16 protein-coding genes and 3 pseudogenes are annotated in these 17284 nt (G+C 62.8%); 11 read left to right on the forward strand and 8 right to left on the reverse strand.

Annotated elements, in window-relative coordinates:
- Window positions 1–131 precede the first annotated feature (131 nt).
- From ABCW42_RS10790 to ABCW42_RS10800, 3 genes are read left to right on the forward strand one after another with little or no spacing between them, the layout of a single operon-like run.
- Window positions 132–929: an aspartate/glutamate racemase family protein gene (locus ABCW42_RS10790; RefSeq protein WP_423181258.1), complete on the forward strand. Its 798-nt coding sequence runs from the start codon at window positions 132–134 to the stop codon at window positions 927–929.
- Entirely contained in the window at window positions 930–2141 is a 1212-nt protein-coding gene (locus ABCW42_RS10795; RefSeq protein WP_423181259.1) for an NAD(P)/FAD-dependent oxidoreductase, read from the forward strand.
- A 33-nt stretch (window positions 2142–2174) separates the two neighbouring features.
- Window positions 2175–2594, forward strand: a complete 420-nt coding sequence (locus tag ABCW42_RS10800) for an acyl-CoA thioesterase (protein ID WP_423181260.1) — start codon at window positions 2175–2177, stop codon at window positions 2592–2594.
- 451 nt (window positions 2595–3045) lie between these two features.
- Here ABCW42_RS10800 and ABCW42_RS10805 read toward each other — a convergent pair whose 3' ends face one another.
- The 6 genes from ABCW42_RS10805 to ABCW42_RS10830 all read right to left on the reverse strand — a co-directional run bounded on the left by ABCW42_RS10805 (window position 3046) and on the right by ABCW42_RS10830 (window position 10821).
- Entirely contained in the window at window positions 3046–4509 is a 1464-nt protein-coding gene (locus ABCW42_RS10805; RefSeq protein ID WP_423181261.1) for an aminobutyraldehyde dehydrogenase, read from the reverse strand.
- Window positions 4506–6008 (reverse strand): GMC family oxidoreductase, encoded by a 1503-nt coding sequence (locus tag ABCW42_RS10810; protein WP_423181262.1) that lies wholly within the window; start codon window positions 6006–6008, stop codon window positions 4506–4508. The genes ABCW42_RS10805 and ABCW42_RS10810 overlap by 4 nt, the downstream gene beginning before the upstream one ends.
- 138 nt (window positions 6009–6146) lie before the next feature.
- On the reverse strand, window positions 6147–6434 hold the full coding sequence (locus tag ABCW42_RS10815; RefSeq protein WP_423181263.1) for a hypothetical protein: 288 nt from the start codon (window positions 6432–6434) through the stop codon (window positions 6147–6149).
- A gap of 562 nt (window positions 6435–6996) precedes the next feature.
- Complete coding sequence (locus ABCW42_RS10820) at window positions 6997–8358, reverse strand: APC family permease (RefSeq protein WP_423181264.1); 1362 nt, start codon at window positions 8356–8358, stop codon at window positions 6997–6999.
- Between the two features lie 1476 nt (window positions 8359–9834).
- Window positions 9835–10095, reverse strand: a complete 261-nt coding sequence (locus ABCW42_RS10825; RefSeq protein WP_423181265.1) for a hypothetical protein — start codon at window positions 10093–10095, stop codon at window positions 9835–9837.
- Window positions 10096–10197: 102 nt separating this feature from the next.
- Window positions 10198–10821 (reverse strand): TasA family protein, encoded by a 624-nt coding sequence (locus ABCW42_RS10830; protein ID WP_423181266.1) that lies wholly within the window; start codon window positions 10819–10821, stop codon window positions 10198–10200.
- Between the two features lie 228 nt (window positions 10822–11049).
- Here ABCW42_RS10830 and ABCW42_RS10835 point away from each other — a divergent pair.
- A pseudogene (locus tag ABCW42_RS10835) lies at window positions 11050–11328 on the forward strand (aldehyde dehydrogenase family protein); the annotation flags it as partial.
- A gap of 83 nt (window positions 11329–11411) precedes the next feature.
- Window positions 11412–11732, forward strand: coding sequence for an aldehyde dehydrogenase family protein (locus ABCW42_RS10840; RefSeq protein ID WP_423181267.1), 321 nt, complete (start codon window positions 11412–11414; stop codon window positions 11730–11732).
- Here the strand turns inward: ABCW42_RS10840 and ABCW42_RS10845 are convergent.
- Window positions 11708–11941, reverse strand: a pseudogene (locus ABCW42_RS10845) (DUF4193 family protein); the annotation flags it as partial. The gene ABCW42_RS10840 and the pseudogene ABCW42_RS10845 overlap by 25 nt on opposite strands.
- 837 nt (window positions 11942–12778) lie before the next feature.
- A complete protein-coding gene (locus tag ABCW42_RS10850; RefSeq protein ID WP_423181268.1) occupies window positions 12779–13141 on the reverse strand; it encodes a carboxymuconolactone decarboxylase family protein in 363 nt (120 codons plus the stop codon).
- A 129-nt stretch (window positions 13142–13270) separates the two neighbouring features.
- Here ABCW42_RS10850 and ABCW42_RS10855 point away from each other — a divergent pair, with 129 nt between their 5' ends.
- The 6 genes and pseudogenes from ABCW42_RS10855 to ABCW42_RS10880 all read left to right on the forward strand — a co-directional run.
- Entirely contained in the window at window positions 13271–14167 is an 897-nt protein-coding gene (locus tag ABCW42_RS10855) for a helix-turn-helix transcriptional regulator (protein WP_423181269.1), read from the forward strand.
- 2 nt (window positions 14168–14169) lie between these two features.
- Window positions 14170–15156, forward strand: coding sequence for an aldo/keto reductase (locus ABCW42_RS10860; RefSeq protein ID WP_423181270.1), 987 nt, complete (start codon window positions 14170–14172; stop codon window positions 15154–15156).
- A 23-nt stretch (window positions 15157–15179) separates the two neighbouring features.
- On the forward strand, window positions 15180–15614 hold the full coding sequence (locus tag ABCW42_RS10865) for a cupin domain-containing protein (protein WP_423181271.1): 435 nt from the start codon (window positions 15180–15182) through the stop codon (window positions 15612–15614).
- Window positions 15611–16468 (forward strand): aldo/keto reductase, encoded by an 858-nt coding sequence (locus tag ABCW42_RS10870; RefSeq protein ID WP_423181272.1) that lies wholly within the window; start codon window positions 15611–15613, stop codon window positions 16466–16468. The genes ABCW42_RS10865 and ABCW42_RS10870 overlap by 4 nt, the downstream gene beginning before the upstream one ends.
- Before the next feature lie 19 nt (window positions 16469–16487).
- Window positions 16488–16859 carry a DUF2255 family protein gene (locus ABCW42_RS10875; protein ID WP_423181273.1) on the forward strand — a complete coding sequence of 124 codons (372 nt, stop codon included), beginning with the start codon at window positions 16488–16490 and terminating at the stop codon, window positions 16857–16859.
- Window positions 16860–16886: 27 nt separating this feature from the next.
- Window positions 16887–17253, forward strand: a pseudogene (locus tag ABCW42_RS10880) (putative PEP-binding protein); the annotation flags it as partial.
- Window positions 17254–17284: the final 31 nt, after the last annotated feature.

Here is a 17284-nt window from a genome sequence, read left to right on the forward strand (position 1 = left end):
CAAAGACAGTGAAACACCAGGTCGCAGCCTTAGGGCAGCAATCCTGCCTGTCGGCACAACTCCAAATGTTCCACGGCTCTCTCGGAACTATCCCTATTCATTGCCGGCACGGCGGAGCATAGCCTCCTTGCATGAAACCATTGCGTATCTGCTTTCTTAACCCTTTCGGGACGGACTCGTACGACGACCTGATCCTGGAGGTCCTCAGATCCTCCCTCCGCGATACCACCGAGCTCGACATCTGGCATCTGAAGGCCGGGCCCCGAAACCTTGACTACTATGCTCCCAAGCAGGTCGTCGAGGTCGAGATCCTCCGCGCCGCCAAGGCTATCGAGGCCGCCGGCTATGACGCCCTCGTCATCGGCTGCCTGTACGATCCGGCCCTCACCGAAGTCAGGGAACTGATCAACATCCCCGTCATCGGACCGCTCGAAGCCTCCACAGCACTCGCGCGCATGTACGGCCACCGATATGCCATCGTCACGGACCACCACAAGGCCGTCCCGGAGATCGAAGACCGGCTCCGGATCTACGGAACCGACGCCAACTGCCGCCGCGTTGAAGCTGTCGGCTGGTTTGTCGATGACATGGTCAAAGACACCGATTCCTGTGCCACCGACACCTACACGGCCGTCAAGGAAGTCATGAAGAGCACGGGTGCAGAGACGGTCCTGATCGGCTGCACGATCGTTTCGGCATGTTATGAACTGGCGGTTCAGCGGGGACGAAAGGAGCTCGGGGAGCTTTCGGTCATCAACCCGAACCTCATTGCAGTCAAGACTGCCGAAATGTTCGCCGAGATGAACCGTGCAGGCCAATACCGGATCTCCCGCAAGGCCTACTACCAAAACCTCGAAGACCACGACCCTGAAGAAGCCGCTGACAACGCAAGCTACTTCGAAACCGACATCTACGAAAGGATCAGCTAAGTGTCCAGCTCCGTACTCGTTGTCGGTGGAGGCCTTGTCGGCACATCCACCGCGTACTTTGCCGCCCGTGAAGGTCTCAACGTCACCTTGCTTGAGCAAAAGCACGTCGCCTACGGCGCGTCCGGCCGCAACCCGGGCTTCGTCTGGCTCCATTGCCGCAACCCCGGGTGGGCGCTCGATGTATCCCTGAAGGGCCGGGACCTTTACGACCAGCTACGCCATGACCTGCCGGTCCCGTTCGAATTCCGGGCAGAGGGAGGCCTGATCTACTTCCATGACGACCGCCAGGAAGCCGTCTTCAAGGAATTCGTCGCCGCGCGCCAAGCCGACGGGCTTGATATGAGCCTGATCGACGGCAAAGAAGTGAAGTCCCTGGTAGGCCCCGTCCGCAACGACGTCGTGGGCGCGAGCTTCTGCGCGAACGATGCACAGATCAACACCCCTACCGTCGTCGCTGCACTTGCCGCCGGCGCACGCGCCGAAGGGGCCCGCCTTCAGGAAGGCGTCACCGTCACGAAGCTGATCGTGGCCGATGGCCGTGTCATCGGTGTAGAGACGAATGAAGGAAATTTCTTCGCCGACACCGTTGTCATCGCGACTGGTGCATGGACCCAGAAGCTGATGCAGGCCAGCGGCTACGACGTTCCCGTGGGGCGTGAGCGTCTGCAGATCATGGCGACCAAACCGCTTCCCCGCCAGATACGTCCCGTGGTGTACGGGCCTAACGCCACGAAGGCATATTCGCTGTTCCGCAACCTGCCCAGCTGGGACGACGAACTGTTCCGCAGCCGTATCGAGGAGGAGACAGGCTTCTCCCTTCTCACCTTGGCCTCTCAGCGCGCGAACGGCGAAATCCTCATCGGCTGCCCGATGGACTACCCGGGAGACGTCGACCTTTTCCCCACCCTCGGCGGCTTGAGCGCCCTTACCGAGGACATCCTCGCAGACTTCCCCGGTCTGCGGGGAGCCGGCATCGACAGGGTATGGGCCGGCGTGCTTCCGTTTACTTCGGACATGGTCCCGATCGTTGACGAGATCTTCCCTGGGCTCATCGTCGGGGCAGGCCACGTCTTCGGGAACTCCTCAGGTCCGATGACGGGTAAGCTCATCAGCCAGATGCTTCTCGGTGAGCAGCTGGAAGTGGATATGACCGAAGTCCGGTGGAACCGGGAACTCGACCCGGTCATCCCCGGCCATTCCGTCCAGTGGTGACCGCTTTCCCGAATTAGGTCCGCGTCAGGAGGAATGGTGGGTACTGTTTATGAGCGCAGCCACAGGGTCGTGCTCGGCGACGTTGACACGGCGGGCGTGGTCTACTTCGCCAATGTCTTTCGCTGGCACGAGCAAAATTTGTCCGAATGGTTGGCGCAGGCCTTTGAGCCGCTCGGAAGCATTCTGGCACGGGGGTCTGCCCTGCCGGTGGTTGCCTGCTCCGCCGAATTCCCCGGGACCATCCACCAGGATGACGTCCTCACCCTTGAATCCTGCATTGCGGAGTTGGGGACATCCTCATTCCTCTTCCGGACGGCGATGGGCAACGGGCCGTCACCGGCCTGCGTTGTCGAAACCAGGCACGTCTGGTGCGAGCGGAATGCCAATGGAGGGTTCGTCTCGAAGCCGCTGCCCGGCAGCCTCCTCGCCGGGATGGATCACCTGACGAAATAGGCGAAATCACACCAAAAGGCTGGATGGCCGCGGAACCAACCGCGGCCGTCCAGCCCTTTTTGGTTTCTCCAGGTCCTTCGATGAAAGCAGGCGCGCGGAGATGGTGCCCGGTGGAGTGCATTTGCAGGCGCGCTGATCTTCGACGGTAAACGGTCCGAGTGCCGGCACCGGTCGAGGCGGACAGACGAACCACCGCAGACAAGTAACGTCACCGCCCGGGACCGTGGCCGGACAGTGGGCAGGCGTGGCGAGGCTGTCCCGTCTACCGCAAAATGACCGAACCGGTTTGGAGCGAAATGGCGGCTTGATTTCGATCAGACCCGGCATCTGACCGGTCAAGTGGAAATCGTCTGAGACGACCTGATCGTGCTGGCGTCGCTTTCGGCCTGCAGTAAAACGTGTGCAAAAAGGAGAGGAGGCCACCATGGCCTCCTCTCCTTTTCTTGTGTGACTAGTGTGAATCCCTGATCAGTATGTGCTTGGTTTGTGAGTATTCATCGATCGAATGCGCCGAGAGTTCCTTGCCGTAGCCGGACTGGCCGAAACCTCCGAAGGGCATTTCGGCGACCGTTGTGAGATGGTCGTTCACCCAGACAGTTCCGAAGGAAAGTCTCTTTGCGAGCCGGAATGTGCGGGACACGTCCCGGGTCCAGATGCTCGCCGACAGCCCGTAATCGACGTCGTTAGCCCATCCGAGCATCTCGTCTTCGGAACTGGCCCGTTGGATGGTCACCACCGGTCCGAAGACCTCCTTTTGGATGACCTCGTCGGTTTGGGACAGACCGGCAAGTACTGTCGGTTCGATGAAGAATCCCGGACGGGACATGCGGCTTCCTCCGGCCAGGACGGTCGCGGATGCACGTGAGCGGTCGATGAAGCCGAGGACCCGTTCGAGCTGTCGCTCGGCGACCAGCGGGCCGATTTGCGTTGAAGGGTCACCCGGGTCGCCGACGCGAAGCCTCCTGACATGCTCGACGAATCTGCCCGTGAACTGCTCGTAGACCGAGTCGTGGACGATGATCCGGGAGGCTGCTGTGCAGTCCTGTCCGGTGTTCGTGAACCCGGCGATTGCCAGATACTCTGCGGCGTGTTCGATGTCGGCATCTTCGAATACCAGGACGGGGGCTTTGCCGCCGAGTTCGAGGTGGACGCGCTTCAGCGTGGCGGCGGCCGCGGCAGCGATCTTCTTGCCCGTGGAGCCGTCGCCGGTGAGGGATACCATCCCGATACCAGGGTGATCAACGATCGCCGCGCCGGTGGATCCGTCACCAAGAACCACGTTGAGCACTCCCGGAGGCAGCACCGATTGGGCAATGCGCGCGAGGGCAACCGTCGTGTACGGGGTCAGCTCGGAAGGCTTCAAGACGATGGTGTTGCCGGCTGCCAGTGCCGGACCGATTTTCCACACCGCTTCGAGGAGCGGGTAGTTCCACGGCGTGATGAGTCCTACGACGCCGATGGGCCCACGCATGAGAACCGAGGTGGTACCGCGCTCATACTCACCCGTGGGGGTTCCATCACCTGTCCGGGCTGCACCGGCATAGAATCGCAGAAGATCCACGAGCAACGGAAGTTCCTCCCGGGCGTTCGCAATCGGCTTGCCGACATTCCAGCTTTCAGTGGTTGCCAGATCATCGCTCGCAGCGCTTACCTTGTCGGCGAGGGCGTTGAGGTATTCGCTTCGTTCGCGTGGGGTGGTCTTCCCCCAGTCTTCGAAGGCCCGCCGCGCGGCACGGACCGCCCGGTCGACCGTTTCGCCGTCGGCAACGGGCGACAGGTCGACTTCGAGGCCGGTCGCTGGATCGACTATGGGAAAGGTGCCTTCGGATGTGATCCACCGTCCGTCGACAAAATGAGCCAGTTCGCCGCGGGTGGCGTTGGTGGGGGAGTCCTGGTACCGGACCGGAGCGGTCATGCGTTATCCTCCTTGATCAGGTCTGCTGCCCGGGCGCCAATCATGACGACGGTCATGTTGGGGTTGACGCGGACAAGCTCCGGAAAGATCGACGCGTCAGCGATGCGGAGCCCGTCTACTCCCCGTACCCGCAGGCGCGGGTCGACAACCGCTGTGGGGTCCTCGGCTGCGCCCATCTTGCAGGTCGCGCTGGGGTGGTACACGGTGTTCGAATAGCGCCGGGCGAAAGCGCCCAGTTCCTCGTCGCTCTCGAGCTCCGGGCCCGGGGCGACTTCTTTGACGATCCAGTCCTTGAGGGCTTCCGTCTTGGCGAGGCGGCGGGCCAGACGAATGCCTTCGACCAGGAGTTTCTCGTCCCGGCCTTCCGGATCGGTGAAGTAGCGCGGATCGATGATGGGCTTGTCTTTGGGGTCGGCCGAGGCAAGGCGGATGGTGCCCTTGCTGGCCGGACGCGCGACATTCGGGGCGAAGGTGAAGGCCCTCGGGGGGCTGGGCAGTTCATCGAACGGCTCGGTGTGGAGCCAGTAGGTGAAGTGGCCGATGGTGACCTGGATGCTGAACTCTCCCTCATCAAGGACATCGGCGTACATGCCAAGGTCGAGCCCGTTGATGCTCTCGCCCGCGTCCTTCGCGGATTCCCAGATCACGGGGGTTTCGATGTGGTCCGAGAGGTTCGAGCCGACGCCGGGAAGGTCCTGCACGACGTCGATGCCGAGTTCCTTGAGATGCTCTGCGGGCCCGATACCGGAGAGCATGAGTAGCTTTGGCGTGTCGATGGCGCCCGCGGAGACGATGATCTCGCGGGTGACGTGGAAGGTTCCCTGATTGGTCTCGACGGCGACGGCCCGGCCGTTTTCGACGACGATCCGGTGGGCGAGGGTCTCAAGCTGGAGGTGGAGGTTGCCCGGCAGCTCCGCGGTCGGGTAGAGGTAGGCCACTGCCGTGGAAACGCGCACGCCGTCGTCTTCGTTCAGAGACACCCAGGAGATGCCTTCGCTGTAGTCGCCGACCGTATTGTCGATCGTTTTGAATCCTTGCTCGTTTGCCGCTTCGATCCACGCGTTGGACAGCTCCGCGTTCTGGGTGACCTTGTGGACCCGCAGATCCTTGAAGACTTGGTCGAAGTAAGGACCTACGCTCGCGGCATCCCAGCCTTCGGCGCCCAGTTCCGCCCAGCGATCCATGTCGGCGTCCGGTGCACGCAGTGCCCAGCTGTCGTTGTGGGAGCTGCACCCGCCAAGCATCTTCGCCCGGCTCAGCCGCAGGAGTGAATTTCCCCGCTCCTGCGGCGTGATCGTGTAGTCGTAGTCGTACTTCGGGTTTCCGACGAGCGCCAGGGACTCCTTAAGAAGGAGTACTTTCGGGTCATCCTCGAATGCCGGACCCCCTTCGATCAGACACACACTGACATTCGGGTCCTCAACGAGTCGGCGGGCTAGAGTCGCGCCAGCGGAGCCGCCGCCGATGATGATGTAGTCATAAGATCGATTGCTGTTCATGGAAATGTGGCCTTACTTTCTGCGCAGAATTGGCTGCTGTGCTCGGACACGGCGAAAACGATCTGCCGTGTGGGGTATGCGTCCTTCGGTCGGTGTAATGACACTAGGCCTCAGGGAAATCACGTTGAATGGGAATATTTATGACTCTGCCGACGACGCGTAGGAAATATTCCGGTCGTCCGCCATGGAGGGTTTCCCGGCATCCGGCTCTCGATGACTGCGGTTCACCTCGAACCGCTCGAATTCGATGATCCTGCGGATCCCGTCATCGCGCACGATCCAGAACAGGTCCATCGTGGGGTGGACCTCGGCCACCTCGCCGGAGAAGTGCAACACCCCGTCTTTACGGGCTTCGACCAGGTCTCCGGCGAGGATATCCTGGCTTCGAAACAGCTTGTGCGGAGGACGGATCTCAGCTTTGTTCATGGTTGGATTTCGATTCTAGGAGGCGCAGGCGAACTCAGGAGAAGGCATGCGCCGGCCCGGCCTTCTGCGGTGGGCATGGACAATTGGAGATTGACAAAAGGTGCGTCCCGCAGCGGTCTCGGCTGCGGATCGCCAGAGCCGGCAGTAACGACGTGGCTTGTCTGGTTGGCGCCCGAGCGAGCGCTAAATCCGCTTCCTTTGGGCAGCGGCGGTACGCCCGAAGGACTCTCAAAGAAGGTCCTCCTCGCATCATCTCAGGCACGGAGGACCCCGTCTGGTGAACAACCTGGTGCGACTACAGACCCTGACCGGTGCTGCGATTTTCAATGGACGCCACCCAGCTGCCGACAGTCTCCATGAACGTTTCGCGGAGTTCGTAGTGAGGACCGTGCGGTCCGCCACGGAAGATCTCCACGACGCCGTCCGGCGGAAGTGATGCATAATGTCCGGCCGAACCAGGGGTGCACGTATCAAATTCCCCCGCGGTAACAAGGATCGGAACAGTAATTGACTTCAGGAACTTTTCGCCGTCAAAGCCACGGGCCGGGATTCGATACCATGCCTACTTGCCCGGATCCGGGACCATATCGCCGGCGTCATCGCGACCGATTCTCGCGTACACCTCCGGCCGGCGTTTCCGGTACACGGCCGCCATGATCATGCCGACAGCGATGAGGCCGAATATGACCGCCAGAAGGACCCATGTAATCCAGCCATCCGTCCCGGTGAGAAGACCGAAGTTCATGATGCCCAAAACCATCGCAATGGCGAGAAAGACGAACGCGACTCCGCTGGAGAGGGCAGGCCAGAGGGTGCGGCCTCGAGCCCGGTTCTTGACGAGGTAGACAGTGATCGCGAGTGCGGCGATGACGATCAGGATTGTGAAGGCGAATGCGTATATACCTGAAAGTCGGGCATAGGCAGTGTCGCCATCGATTCCGGCGAAGAGGGCGATGCCAACCGCTGCCAGGATGCTGACGGCAATTGAAGCGCGGTGCGGTGAGCCATGGCGTCCATGAACGCGGGCCAAGGACTTGACGAGAACACCGTCGGCACTGAGATTGAACAGGTACCGCGAGACGATATTGTGGCTGGCGATCGCCAAGGCAAAGGAACTCGTCATGAGCAAAGTCGTCGCCGCATAGTACGCCGCGGTTCCGGTGAACTGCTTGACGCTGTCGCTGGACGCTCCAACAAGGTTGTTGTTCAGAACGTCCATGATGGCGTTCGCGCCGTATGAATTGATGAACACCCATGCGGTCAGTGAGTAGAGGACAGCCAGGATTGCCACCACCGCAAACGTCGCACGGGGGACCGTCTTCTCGGGGCGCTTGACCTCGTCCCGGAAGATGACTGTCGCTTCGAATCCGCCGTAGAGACCGATGCCGAAAAGGAAGGCGATACCGATGGATCCGCTGAAAATATTCAGGGGCTGGAAGCTGTCGAGTCCAAAACCGTGCGCGCCGCCCTTTGCCATGACGGAGATGTCGTACGCGATCATCAGGAGCAGTTCGAGAGCCAGGAAGACTGTGAGGATCTTGGCGGAGAAGTCGATGTTCAGGTAGCCGAGAACCGAGACGATGACGAACATGACGCCGCCGTAGAGCCACCACGGAAAGTCCGGTCCTCCGAGGACGTCATGGATGAGCGACTGGCTAGCTACTCCACCAAGGGCGTAGGCGGAGAGATTTGCGGCGTAGTAGCAGATCATCGCCGTGTATCCGGTTCCGAGCCCGACGACCTTCCCGAGCCCTGCCGCGGCGTAAGTGTAGAACCCGCCTGGCTTCGGGAGACGCAGACCCATCGTGACGAGGCCGACGGAGAAAAGGGCTGCGATTATCCCGCAGACGATGAACATGGTGGGTGTCCCGATGCCGTTGCCCAGAAGGATTGCCACGGGAATAAACCCGAGGAAGACCACCATGGGCCCGTTGTATGCGAGAACCGTGAAGACGAGATTTAGAAAACCGATATTTCCCTTGAGATGGGATTCGGCGGCACTTGGCGCAGGGCCTACACTAGGGTCGGACAGCGTCTTGGACATCGGGGAACGCTCCTGTAGTTCGGATGTACTTGGGCAAGCCGTAGAACGTTGCTGGGGGGCCGCAGTTCTGCGGTGGCCTCGACAATGAGGCTTTTGCATGTAATGACGGTAGGCGGCAGCACCTTCGCCAACTATTGGCAATTCTCCGAATCACAATCATCCACGTTGTGACGTGACCAAGATCTCCCCGTTGTCATAGCCGCGAACGAGCAGGCTACGGCGGTCGACGCTGTATGCGAATTGCACAAATAGCTACCACGACTGTTTGTAGCCGCTCCTGAACCGACTCGGGTGGCCACCCAAACCGCGGTCTGAGTCCTCGATAGGAAGCCGAGCTGGGCTATTCGAATGTCCGTCAACGGTGCGTGCCCGAGAATACCAAGCGATCGTTAGATTTCTTTTGCCCGCTGGGTCGCGGCCCAGCCCACTCCGGGCGTATAAGGCAGGCTCGATCGCGCGAAGATCGGGCATGATGACGAGCGACGGCGGGGAACTCAGGCTGCACAGCAGAGGCAAGCCGCCGGCAGAGGCAGCCTAAATGAATCCCGCCGGCGCTGGTTCGATGTGGCTGGACCAGTCATCGGCCAAAGGTTTACCAGAGGTTCAGGACCATCTTCGCGGTCGCGACCACGAATCCCGCAGCCGAGATCCAGACCCTGGCAATCTGCTCTGGCGGGTTCAACGAGGGCTCGACGGCGGCGCGCCGGACCGCCAGACAAGTGCGATCTTGCCTAGGAATCGTTGAGTTTCTGCGTATCTTGCACCCATACATGTTTCAACGATCACTGGCGCGAACGCGAGGTTCTTCGACGCCCTTCCCGGCTCAGCCCTGCCATGGACCGAGGGCATAACGGGAATCATCACCATGACCTTGACCTCGGCCATCACAGCGGGACTGGTTTGGACGGCATTCCACCCCGACCGGATCCTCGGATTGTCCTCCTGATAGCGTCCACCGAAACAACCGAGCGCCGGCGGAGAGTATGACTCCCGCGCCTTGGATCCTGAACCGACCGGGCATCTCAAACTCGCCTCGGAAAAGCACTCCCTCAGGTCACCTCAGGGTAGCTCACGCTGAGGGTGGCTGGATAGGGCAACGTCGGCCACCGACCCTAATTTCAAGGAACAAGAGTGTGCCGGATGGATAGAAGAGAACAGCGATGATTCGCTGCTTATCAACACGATCAGACCCTACTCGGGCCGCCACAGTATCGGCACCCGTACGCCGTCGAACGCCCCAAAGGTCATTGTGAACGCCAACGCGACGTGGACGATCATCGTGTCGGAGTCGGGACGTTGGCGCCAGTCGGGTCTATCAAGACGAAGTTGTGGGAAGTTGCCCGGCGGAGCTGATCGTCAAGCCGGCATCGTGTCGATGGCCTTGTCGTCATCGTCCTTGTCCGGGGTCTGGTTGATCCGTTCGATCCGGGCCGGGAGCATTCTGGTGTACGTTGCGGCGAATCGGGCGGTGGCGTCGGTGCCGGGCATGTCGCCGGCCAGACGCCGGAGTGTCTGGTGGTCCGGGACCGGGTGAGGGCGTTCGGGTTCGTTTCGCCGATGGAGGGGCGGGACGTCCGGCCAGATCATTGCCGGCACTTCGTGTGGGAGGTGCTGCATGGTTTGTGCATGGAGAGTTGGCTTTCTTTGGGGTCCGGTGCTTTCAGGTGGAGCGCCCTCCGCCGAGGCGGGAGACTACGGCGGAGGGCTGATCAGGGGGTACTACTGGTCGGTGGCCGTGCGCTGGGTGCCGGTGAAGGTGAACCCGACCGTGCTGCTCAGGATCTGGAAGGTGTTGTCCGCAGTCGCCGGGAGGGTCATTGTCACGCGGAGGCTGTCGGTGTTGCCCGCGGCCAGGGAGGACAGGTTGGACAGGGCCATGTTCGCGCCGATGACGGCGTGCGAGGCCAGAACCGTGCTGGTGGTTCCGGAGCAGGTGTAGGTGTAAGCGGGGGTGGCGCCGGCTTCGACCCAGCCGGTGGAGCACCTGTCCACGACCACCTGAAGGCCGTTGGTCGCGTCGGAGTCCAATTTCGTGCTCGTCGTGGTCGTAGCGGTCGTCAGAGTGATGGCGGAGAGGTTCTGGTTGCCAGCCGCGTTGGACAGGGTTACCGCGCGCTGGATCGTATCTCCCGGAACTAGGCCAGCGGCGGCGACGGAAAGGCGGTTGGTGGCTCCGGTCGCGCCGAGGGCGATGTTGACGGTTCCGGATCCGACGGCGGCGCTGGCCGACGTCGACGACGTGAAGGCACCGTAGGTGCCCAGTCCTGCGACGCCGGCGGAGGTGCCGACGAGGGCCAGGGAGGCGATGACCTTGCCGGTGGTGGTTTTCAGGTTCAGACCCATGATCGTTGTCCGTTTCCGTGTGGTCCGTGGTGGCTGTGCTTTCTGTGTTGCTGTTGATTCCACGGTGGTGCAACGGGTTTAGGACGGTGCAGGGATCAGGTCAGGATTGCATAAAGGTTGCTTAAAGATCCGCTCAAGAGGCGGGTCGCCTCACCCGGTCCATGTTGGTTTCGGACGGCTGGCCAGGCTGTTCGCTGGAGCGCGGACGTGGGCATTCTGGGTTCAGCGATGTGGTCGGGCCGGGTCTTCGCGAATGGCTTGCAGGTGGGCGGTAACGGCACCACCTGGGTCTTTCGTCCTGCGGATCCCTCCGGGGTTGCTGGCGTGATCACCCAGTTCAACGATCCGCCGATTCTTGCGGTCCGGTCCGTGGCACCGGCCCTTGCCCTGGGTAACGCCGTGCTGCTGAAACCGGATCTGAGGATGAGCCTCGGCGGGGGAGTCGCCGTCGTGCGCGTGTTCGTGGAAGCCCGCCTGCCCGAAGGCCTCCTGCAGCCGCTTCCCGGCGGACCGGCCGTGGGCGAGGCCGCCGTGAGTGCCCGGGAAGTCAGGACCATCTCCTTCACCGTTCCACGGAGGGCGGCTGGAAGGTGGCCCAGCTCGCAGCCCAGCACTTCAAACGGGTTCTGCTCGAGCTCGGAGGCAACAGCGCCCAGATCGTGCTGCGCCCGGCCGACGTCGAGACCGCCGCCGCGGCCGGAGACCTGGGCTCCTTCCTGCATCAGGGCCAGATCTGCACGTCCACCAATAGGCACCTTCTCCACGAAAGCCTGGCGGACGACTACGCCGTCGTGCTCGCCGAGAAGGCACGGGCGCTGAAGGTCGGCAATCCGGCCGCCGATGACTTAGCGGGTAACCCCGGTTCCTTAAGGGGTTACGGGTCCGGTCAGTCTTCACATTCGATGCAGTAGGCGTGCCCTTCCTTCTCGCGCGCGATCTGGGACCGGTGCCGGACCAGGAAACAGGAGTAGCAGGTGAATTCATCATTGGCCTGGGGGATGACCTGCACGGTCAATTCCTCCGGGATGAACTCGCCGCCGGGGCCGTCCTTGTCGAGCCCGTCAGCCTGGTCAAGGTCCAATACGATGCTCCGGGCATCCGGCGCGTTCGCCGAGGGCATTACCCGGCCCTGGGCGGTAAGACGATGGAGCCAATGATGACATCGACGGCCAGTTCATGATCACAGGGGATGCGGTCACGGCCGAGCTCATCGCGCACTGTCCGCTTTTATCTGAAAAACCGGATAAAAGCAGCCGGCTCGGGGCCCTTGGCTTGTAGGGGAGGGGTCCGTCGGCAGGGGCGGCAGTGGTGCCGCCTGTTCCACCCCCGGGGGCCAGCGCGCGTCAGGGATTGGAGAATTCCGTTGGTTCCGGGTTCTGGAGCTTCTCCCGCTGCTGGCCCCGTCCGGCAGCTGGCCTGCTGGCCAGGCTAACCCACCTCCGGCCGGTGGTCCTTGCCATGATTGAACAGCATTCCGACCCCCGGCCGCGCGAGTGAGGCCTACTTAAAATTTCCTCGGGGAGCGCTGTGTCCGGGCCTGCCTGAGGCTTGGCCTGATTAACGTCCCGGCCCCGGTCCCGATGAGCGGGACCGGGGCTGGTTGAGGCCTCGAAAGGACCCAGATTGTTAGGGTACGAGTGGGTTGGCGCCTGTGAAGGCCTTGTCGAACGCGAACGTCGCGCCGGAGGTGGCATCGGTGATGGTGACGCCGGAGTACACGACGCTGGCGAGGGTCACGGTTTGCCCGCTGGGGCAACTGAAGCCCAGGTCCGAGGCATTCGGCGCGGCAAGTGTCAGTGCTCCATTGATGGACCCGTGTTGGTCAGCCGTGAAGGTTCCCGCCCGCGCTGGCCCGGGATTGAGTGGTGGTCTTGTTTGATCCCGAGGAAAAGTCCTTCAAGCCGACCGGCCGGTTGTCGCAGCCGACGTCAGGACGAGCGTCGAGGCCTCCGGCCGTTCAGCGGTCAGGAGAAGCGCGGGCCCAGTCTTCGTCCTCGATGATGTTCTTCAGCACGGTCGTCGCGCCCATGCCGTTGGGCCAGCCGGTGTAGAACGAGAGCTGCAGGAGTGCTTCCTTGAGTTCGTCGTCGGTGACGCCGTTCCGGCGGGCGAAGCCGAGGTGGAATTTCAGCTGGTCCATCTTGCCCGTGGCCGTCAATGCGGCGACGGTAATCAGGCTCCGGTCGCGTTTGGAAAGCCCTGCCCGTTCCCACACTTCGTCGAAAAGGACCTTGTCGGTGTAATGGACCATTCCCGGGGCGAAGTCGCCGAATGCGTTCTTCCCACCGGTCCAGCCGGTTTCCTGCTCGTCGGTGCTCATGATCTCTCCTTGGCGTAGTTTCGCGGATGCCCCCATTCCATCGCTCCCGCCATAGCAGAGGGAGTCTCTAGTGAAGGGTGTACCAGCAGGGACTCCCACCGCGGCCATGGCCGAAATAGCGTTGTCTGCATGAACAGCAGGGACGAAGCACGCCAGTTCCTCATGTCCCGTCGTGCGAACATCAGCCCCGGGCAGGCCGGGCTGGCGGTATCGGGCCACCGTCGCGTCGCGGGCTTGAGGCGGGGCGAGGTCGCGATGCTCGCGGACGTGAGCCCGGAGTACTACGCCAAGATCGAGCGTGGCAATCTCGTAGGAGTCTCCGACTCTGTACTGGAGTCGGTCTCCCGGGCGCTTCAGCTCGATGACGCCGAGCGCGAGCACCTGTTTGATCTGGCCCGCGCTGCGAACGGCGGTGCGCAGCCCGTGCGCCGGCGCAAGCCGAGGACGTGGGTGGCGAGGGAGAGCTTGACCCGCGCGTTGGACGTCATCGTGAACGGCCCGGCATTCGTACGCAACGGGCGAATGGACATCTTGGCGACCAACGCCCTGGGGCGCGCCTTGTATGACGAAGTCTTCGACGGTCCCGGGCAGGGGAACCTCGCCCGGTACTGCTTTCTCGACGAGCGGGCCAAGGTGTTTTACCCGGACTGGGAGGCGGCCGCCGACGTCACCGTGGCGATCCTGCGCACGGAGGCCGGTCATGATCCCCGCGACAAGCAGCTCCACGACCTTGTCGGAGAGCTTTCCACCCTCAGCGATGCGTTTCGCAAGCGATGGGGCGCACACAACGTGCGCCGCCACGGCTCCGGTACAAAAGACTTCCACCACCACGAAGTCGGCGATCTCACCCTCAGCTACGAGGGTCTGGAACTCACCGCCGAGCCGGGGCTTTCATTCCTCATCTACACCGCTGAGTCCGGTTCGCCGAGCGAGCAGCGGCTTCAGCTGCTGGCGAGCCTCGCCGCCACTGTGACCGCGTCGCCGTCGCGGCACTTGCTTGACGACACCACTACTAGGAAGGACTGATCATGCATGTCAGAACACTTGGCCAGGGCCTGGAGGTCTCCGCGATCGGGCTGGGCACAATGGGCATGTCCCAAAGCTACGGGCCCAACCCTGGCAGCAGGGAGGAGATGATCGCAGTGCTGCGCTCGGCCGTTGAGGAAGGCGTGACGTTTTTCGACACGGCTGAGGTCTACGGCCCGTACGTCAACGAGGAGCTCGTCGGTGAGGCGCTTGAGCCGGTCCGCGACCGGGTGGTGATCGCCACCAAGTTCGGTTGGGACATCCGGGATGGCAAAAGCGTCGGCCTGGACAGCCGGCCCGAGCAGATCCGCCGCGTAGCCGAGGCGTCCCTGAAACGGCTCCGAACCGAGGCGGTCGATTTGTTCTATCAGCACCGCGTCGACCCCGACGTGCCGATCGAGGACGTCGCGGGTACGGTTGGTGAGCTTGTCGCCGAGGGCAAAGTGAAGCACTTCGGCCTGTCGGAGCCTTCAGCGGAGACTATCCGAAAGGCACATGCGACCTTCCCGGTCACCGCCGTCCAGAGCGAATACTCGCTCTGGACACGCGATCCCGAGACGGAGGTACTGCCGACCCTGGCCGAACTCGGCATCGGCTTCGTACCGTTCAGCCCGCTCGGCAAAGGCTTCCTCACCGGCACCGTCAACTCAGCCACGGCATTTACCGAGGGCGACGTCCGCAACCGTGTCCCGCGGTTCCAGGCTGAAAACCTGGCCGCCAACCAGAAGCTCGTCGACCATGTAAAGGGCCTCGCCGAGGCGAAGGGCGCGGCGCCAGGCCAGATCGCCCTCGCCTGGCTACTCGCGCAGCAGCCTTGGATCGCACCGATTCCCGGCACCCGAAGCACCGGGCGGATCCGGGAAAACGCCGTGGCAACCCAGGTCGCGCTGTCCGCCGACGAACGCTCCGACCTCGACAGCCTTGCCCGGCGCATCGGCGTGCACGGCGACCGCTACAACGCCGAGCACATGAACTACGTCAACCGCTGATCGCAGCAGAGGGAATAACGACAATGACTGACAACGAATTTGACCAGATCTTCCCGCTCGGGGAACCCAACGACGCCTATGCGCAGTATTTCACCGGGCAGAGCTACCTTGCCCCGCTCACCTCGGGGAGCGTGCCCGTAAGCAACGTGAGCTTCGAGCCGGGCTGCCGCAACAACTGGCACATCCACCACGGCACCGCAGGCGGCGGCGACCAGATCCTGATCTGTACGGCGGGCAGCGGTTGGTACCAAGAGGAGGGCAAGCCCCCGGTCAGCATGGAGCCGGGAACGGTGATCCGGGTGCCCGCCGGCACAAAACACTGGCACGGCGCGAAGGCCGACTCGTGGTTCTCGCACGTCGCCTTCATCACCCCGGGTGAGGGTGTCAGTAATGAGTGGCTCGAGCCCGTCACCGTTGCCGTGTACGGGGCGCTGCCGAAGACTGGAGATAACGCATGAGCATCCTGAACGAAAACTACACACTGTCCAACGGCGTCGAGATCCCCAAGCTCGGACTCGGCACCTGGTTCATCGACGACGTTAAGGCTGCTGATGCGGTGAAGGCCGCGATCGGGATCGGCTACCGCAACGTCGACACCGCACAGGCTTACGGCAACGAACGTGGCGTCGGCGAGGGCATCCGCACCAGCGGCGTCGCGCGCGAAGAGCTGTTCCTCTCCACCAAGCTGGCTGCCGGGATCAAAGACTACGACGGCGCGGTGGCCGCGATCGACGGGTCGCTGCAGACGCTGGGCCTGGACTACATCGACCTGATGCTGATCCACTCTCCGCAGCCGTGGGACGACTTCCGCGGCGGCGACTACGCCGACGGGAACCGCCAAGCATGGCATGCCCTGGAGGATGCGCACCAAGCCGGCAAGATCCGCTCGATCGGGGTGTCGAACTTCCTGCAGGAAGACATCGAGAACATCCTGTCCACCGCGACAGTGGTTCCACAGGTGAACCAGCTCCTTGTTCACGCGGGCAACACCCCGGCGGACCTGCTGGCCTACTGCGCGGGCAAGGACATCCTGGTCCAGGCCTACTCGCCGATCGCGCACGGGGAGATCATGAAGAATGGCGTGGTTCAGGCGATGGCCGGCACGTACGGCGTGACCGTACCGCAGCTGTGCATTCGTTACACCCTGCAGCTGGGCTCTGTGTCCTTGCCGAAGACCGCGAACCCGGAGCACATGCGGTCCAACACCGAAGTCGACTTCGAGATCTCCCAGACGGACATGACCGCCCTGCGGGACCTGGATGCCAAAGACTACGGTGACGCCACCGCGTTCCCGGTGTACAGCGGCAAGTAGGCAGGAGGACGAAGAACGCATGACCTCGTGGACCACTGAGCAGCTCGAGCAGATCGGCACCACCGACGACTTTCATATTTCTCCCTACCGCGATGACGGCAAGACGCCCGGCACGCCGACCTGGATCTGGTCCGTCGTCGTCGACGGCGACGTGTACGTCCGCGCGTACAACGGGACCGCTTCCCGCTGGCACCGGTCCGCGCTGACGCAAAGGGCCGGGCGCATCCGGGCCGGCGGCGTCGACGCTGAAGTCGCGTTCACCCCCGTGGACGGCGAGATCAACAACCGCATCGACGCAGCGTATGCCAGGAAGTACGCAGGAAGCCCGTATCTACCGCCGATGATCTCGGCGAGGACCCGCGCGGCCACTGTGCGCGTCGACCCGGAGTAGGGTTCCAAACTTCTGAACTCTGATCGGGCCGGTCTGTGCGCCGCGGCGGGTCTGAAGACCCATGGCGTCATGGTGGAGGTCCCATCCGCGGCGCCCACTGCCAGCAGCGTCCTGCAGGAGGTGGAATTCACTTCCATCGGCACCAATGACCGGACTCATTATGCGATGGCCGCGGACCGCATGCTCGGCCCGCTGGCGGGACTCAACGCCCTTGGCAGGCAGCCGTGCTGCGCCTTGTCCAGCTGATCGTCGACGGCGCGAAGTCGGCCGGTGACAAGGCCGTGGGCGTCTGTGGCGAGTCCGCCGCGGATCCTGCACTCGTCGTCGTCCTGGCAGGTCTGGGGTGACCACGCTCTCCAGGACCGCTCGTTCGCTGGCCGCTCCGGCCTGCCTATTCTGGCCGGACCCGACCTGTCGAAGCACCC

Source organism: Arthrobacter sp. NyZ413 (genome assembly GCF_049390645.1).
Taxonomy (GTDB): domain Bacteria; phylum Actinomycetota; class Actinomycetes; order Actinomycetales; family Micrococcaceae; genus Arthrobacter.

Coding starts and splice junctions, on each gene's coding strand:
- ABCW42_RS10790 (WP_423181258.1), top strand. CDS start 132: ATGAAACCATTGCGTATCTGCTTTCTTAACCCTTTCGGGACGGACTCG.
- ABCW42_RS10800 (WP_423181260.1), top strand. CDS start 2,175: ATGGTGGGTACTGTTTATGAGCGCAGCCACAGGGTCGTGCTCGGCGAC.
- ABCW42_RS10805 (WP_423181261.1), bottom strand. CDS start 4,509: ATGACCGCTCCGGTCCGGTACCAGGACTCCCCCACCAACGCCACCCGC.
- ABCW42_RS10810 (WP_423181262.1), bottom strand. CDS start 6,008: ATGAACAGCAATCGATCTTATGACTACATCATCATCGGCGGCGGCTCC.
- ABCW42_RS10815 (WP_423181263.1), bottom strand. CDS start 6,434: ATGAACAAAGCTGAGATCCGTCCTCCGCACAAGCTGTTTCGAAGCCAG.
- ABCW42_RS10820 (WP_423181264.1), bottom strand. CDS start 8,358: ATGGTGGTCTTCCTCGGGTTTATTCCCGTGGCAATCCTTCTGGGCAAC.
- ABCW42_RS10825 (WP_423181265.1), bottom strand. CDS start 10,095: ATGCAGCACCTCCCACACGAAGTGCCGGCAATGATCTGGCCGGACGTC.
- ABCW42_RS10830 (WP_423181266.1), bottom strand. CDS start 10,821: ATGGGTCTGAACCTGAAAACCACCACCGGCAAGGTCATCGCCTCCCTG.
- ABCW42_RS10850 (WP_423181268.1), bottom strand. CDS start 13,141: ATGAGCACCGACGAGCAGGAAACCGGCTGGACCGGTGGGAAGAACGCA.
- ABCW42_RS10855 (WP_423181269.1), top strand. CDS start 13,271: ATGAACAGCAGGGACGAAGCACGCCAGTTCCTCATGTCCCGTCGTGCG.
- ABCW42_RS10860 (WP_423181270.1), top strand. CDS start 14,170: ATGCATGTCAGAACACTTGGCCAGGGCCTGGAGGTCTCCGCGATCGGG.
- ABCW42_RS10865 (WP_423181271.1), top strand. CDS start 15,180: ATGACTGACAACGAATTTGACCAGATCTTCCCGCTCGGGGAACCCAAC.
- ABCW42_RS10870 (WP_423181272.1), top strand. CDS start 15,611: ATGAGCATCCTGAACGAAAACTACACACTGTCCAACGGCGTCGAGATC.
- ABCW42_RS10875 (WP_423181273.1), top strand. CDS start 16,488: ATGACCTCGTGGACCACTGAGCAGCTCGAGCAGATCGGCACCACCGAC.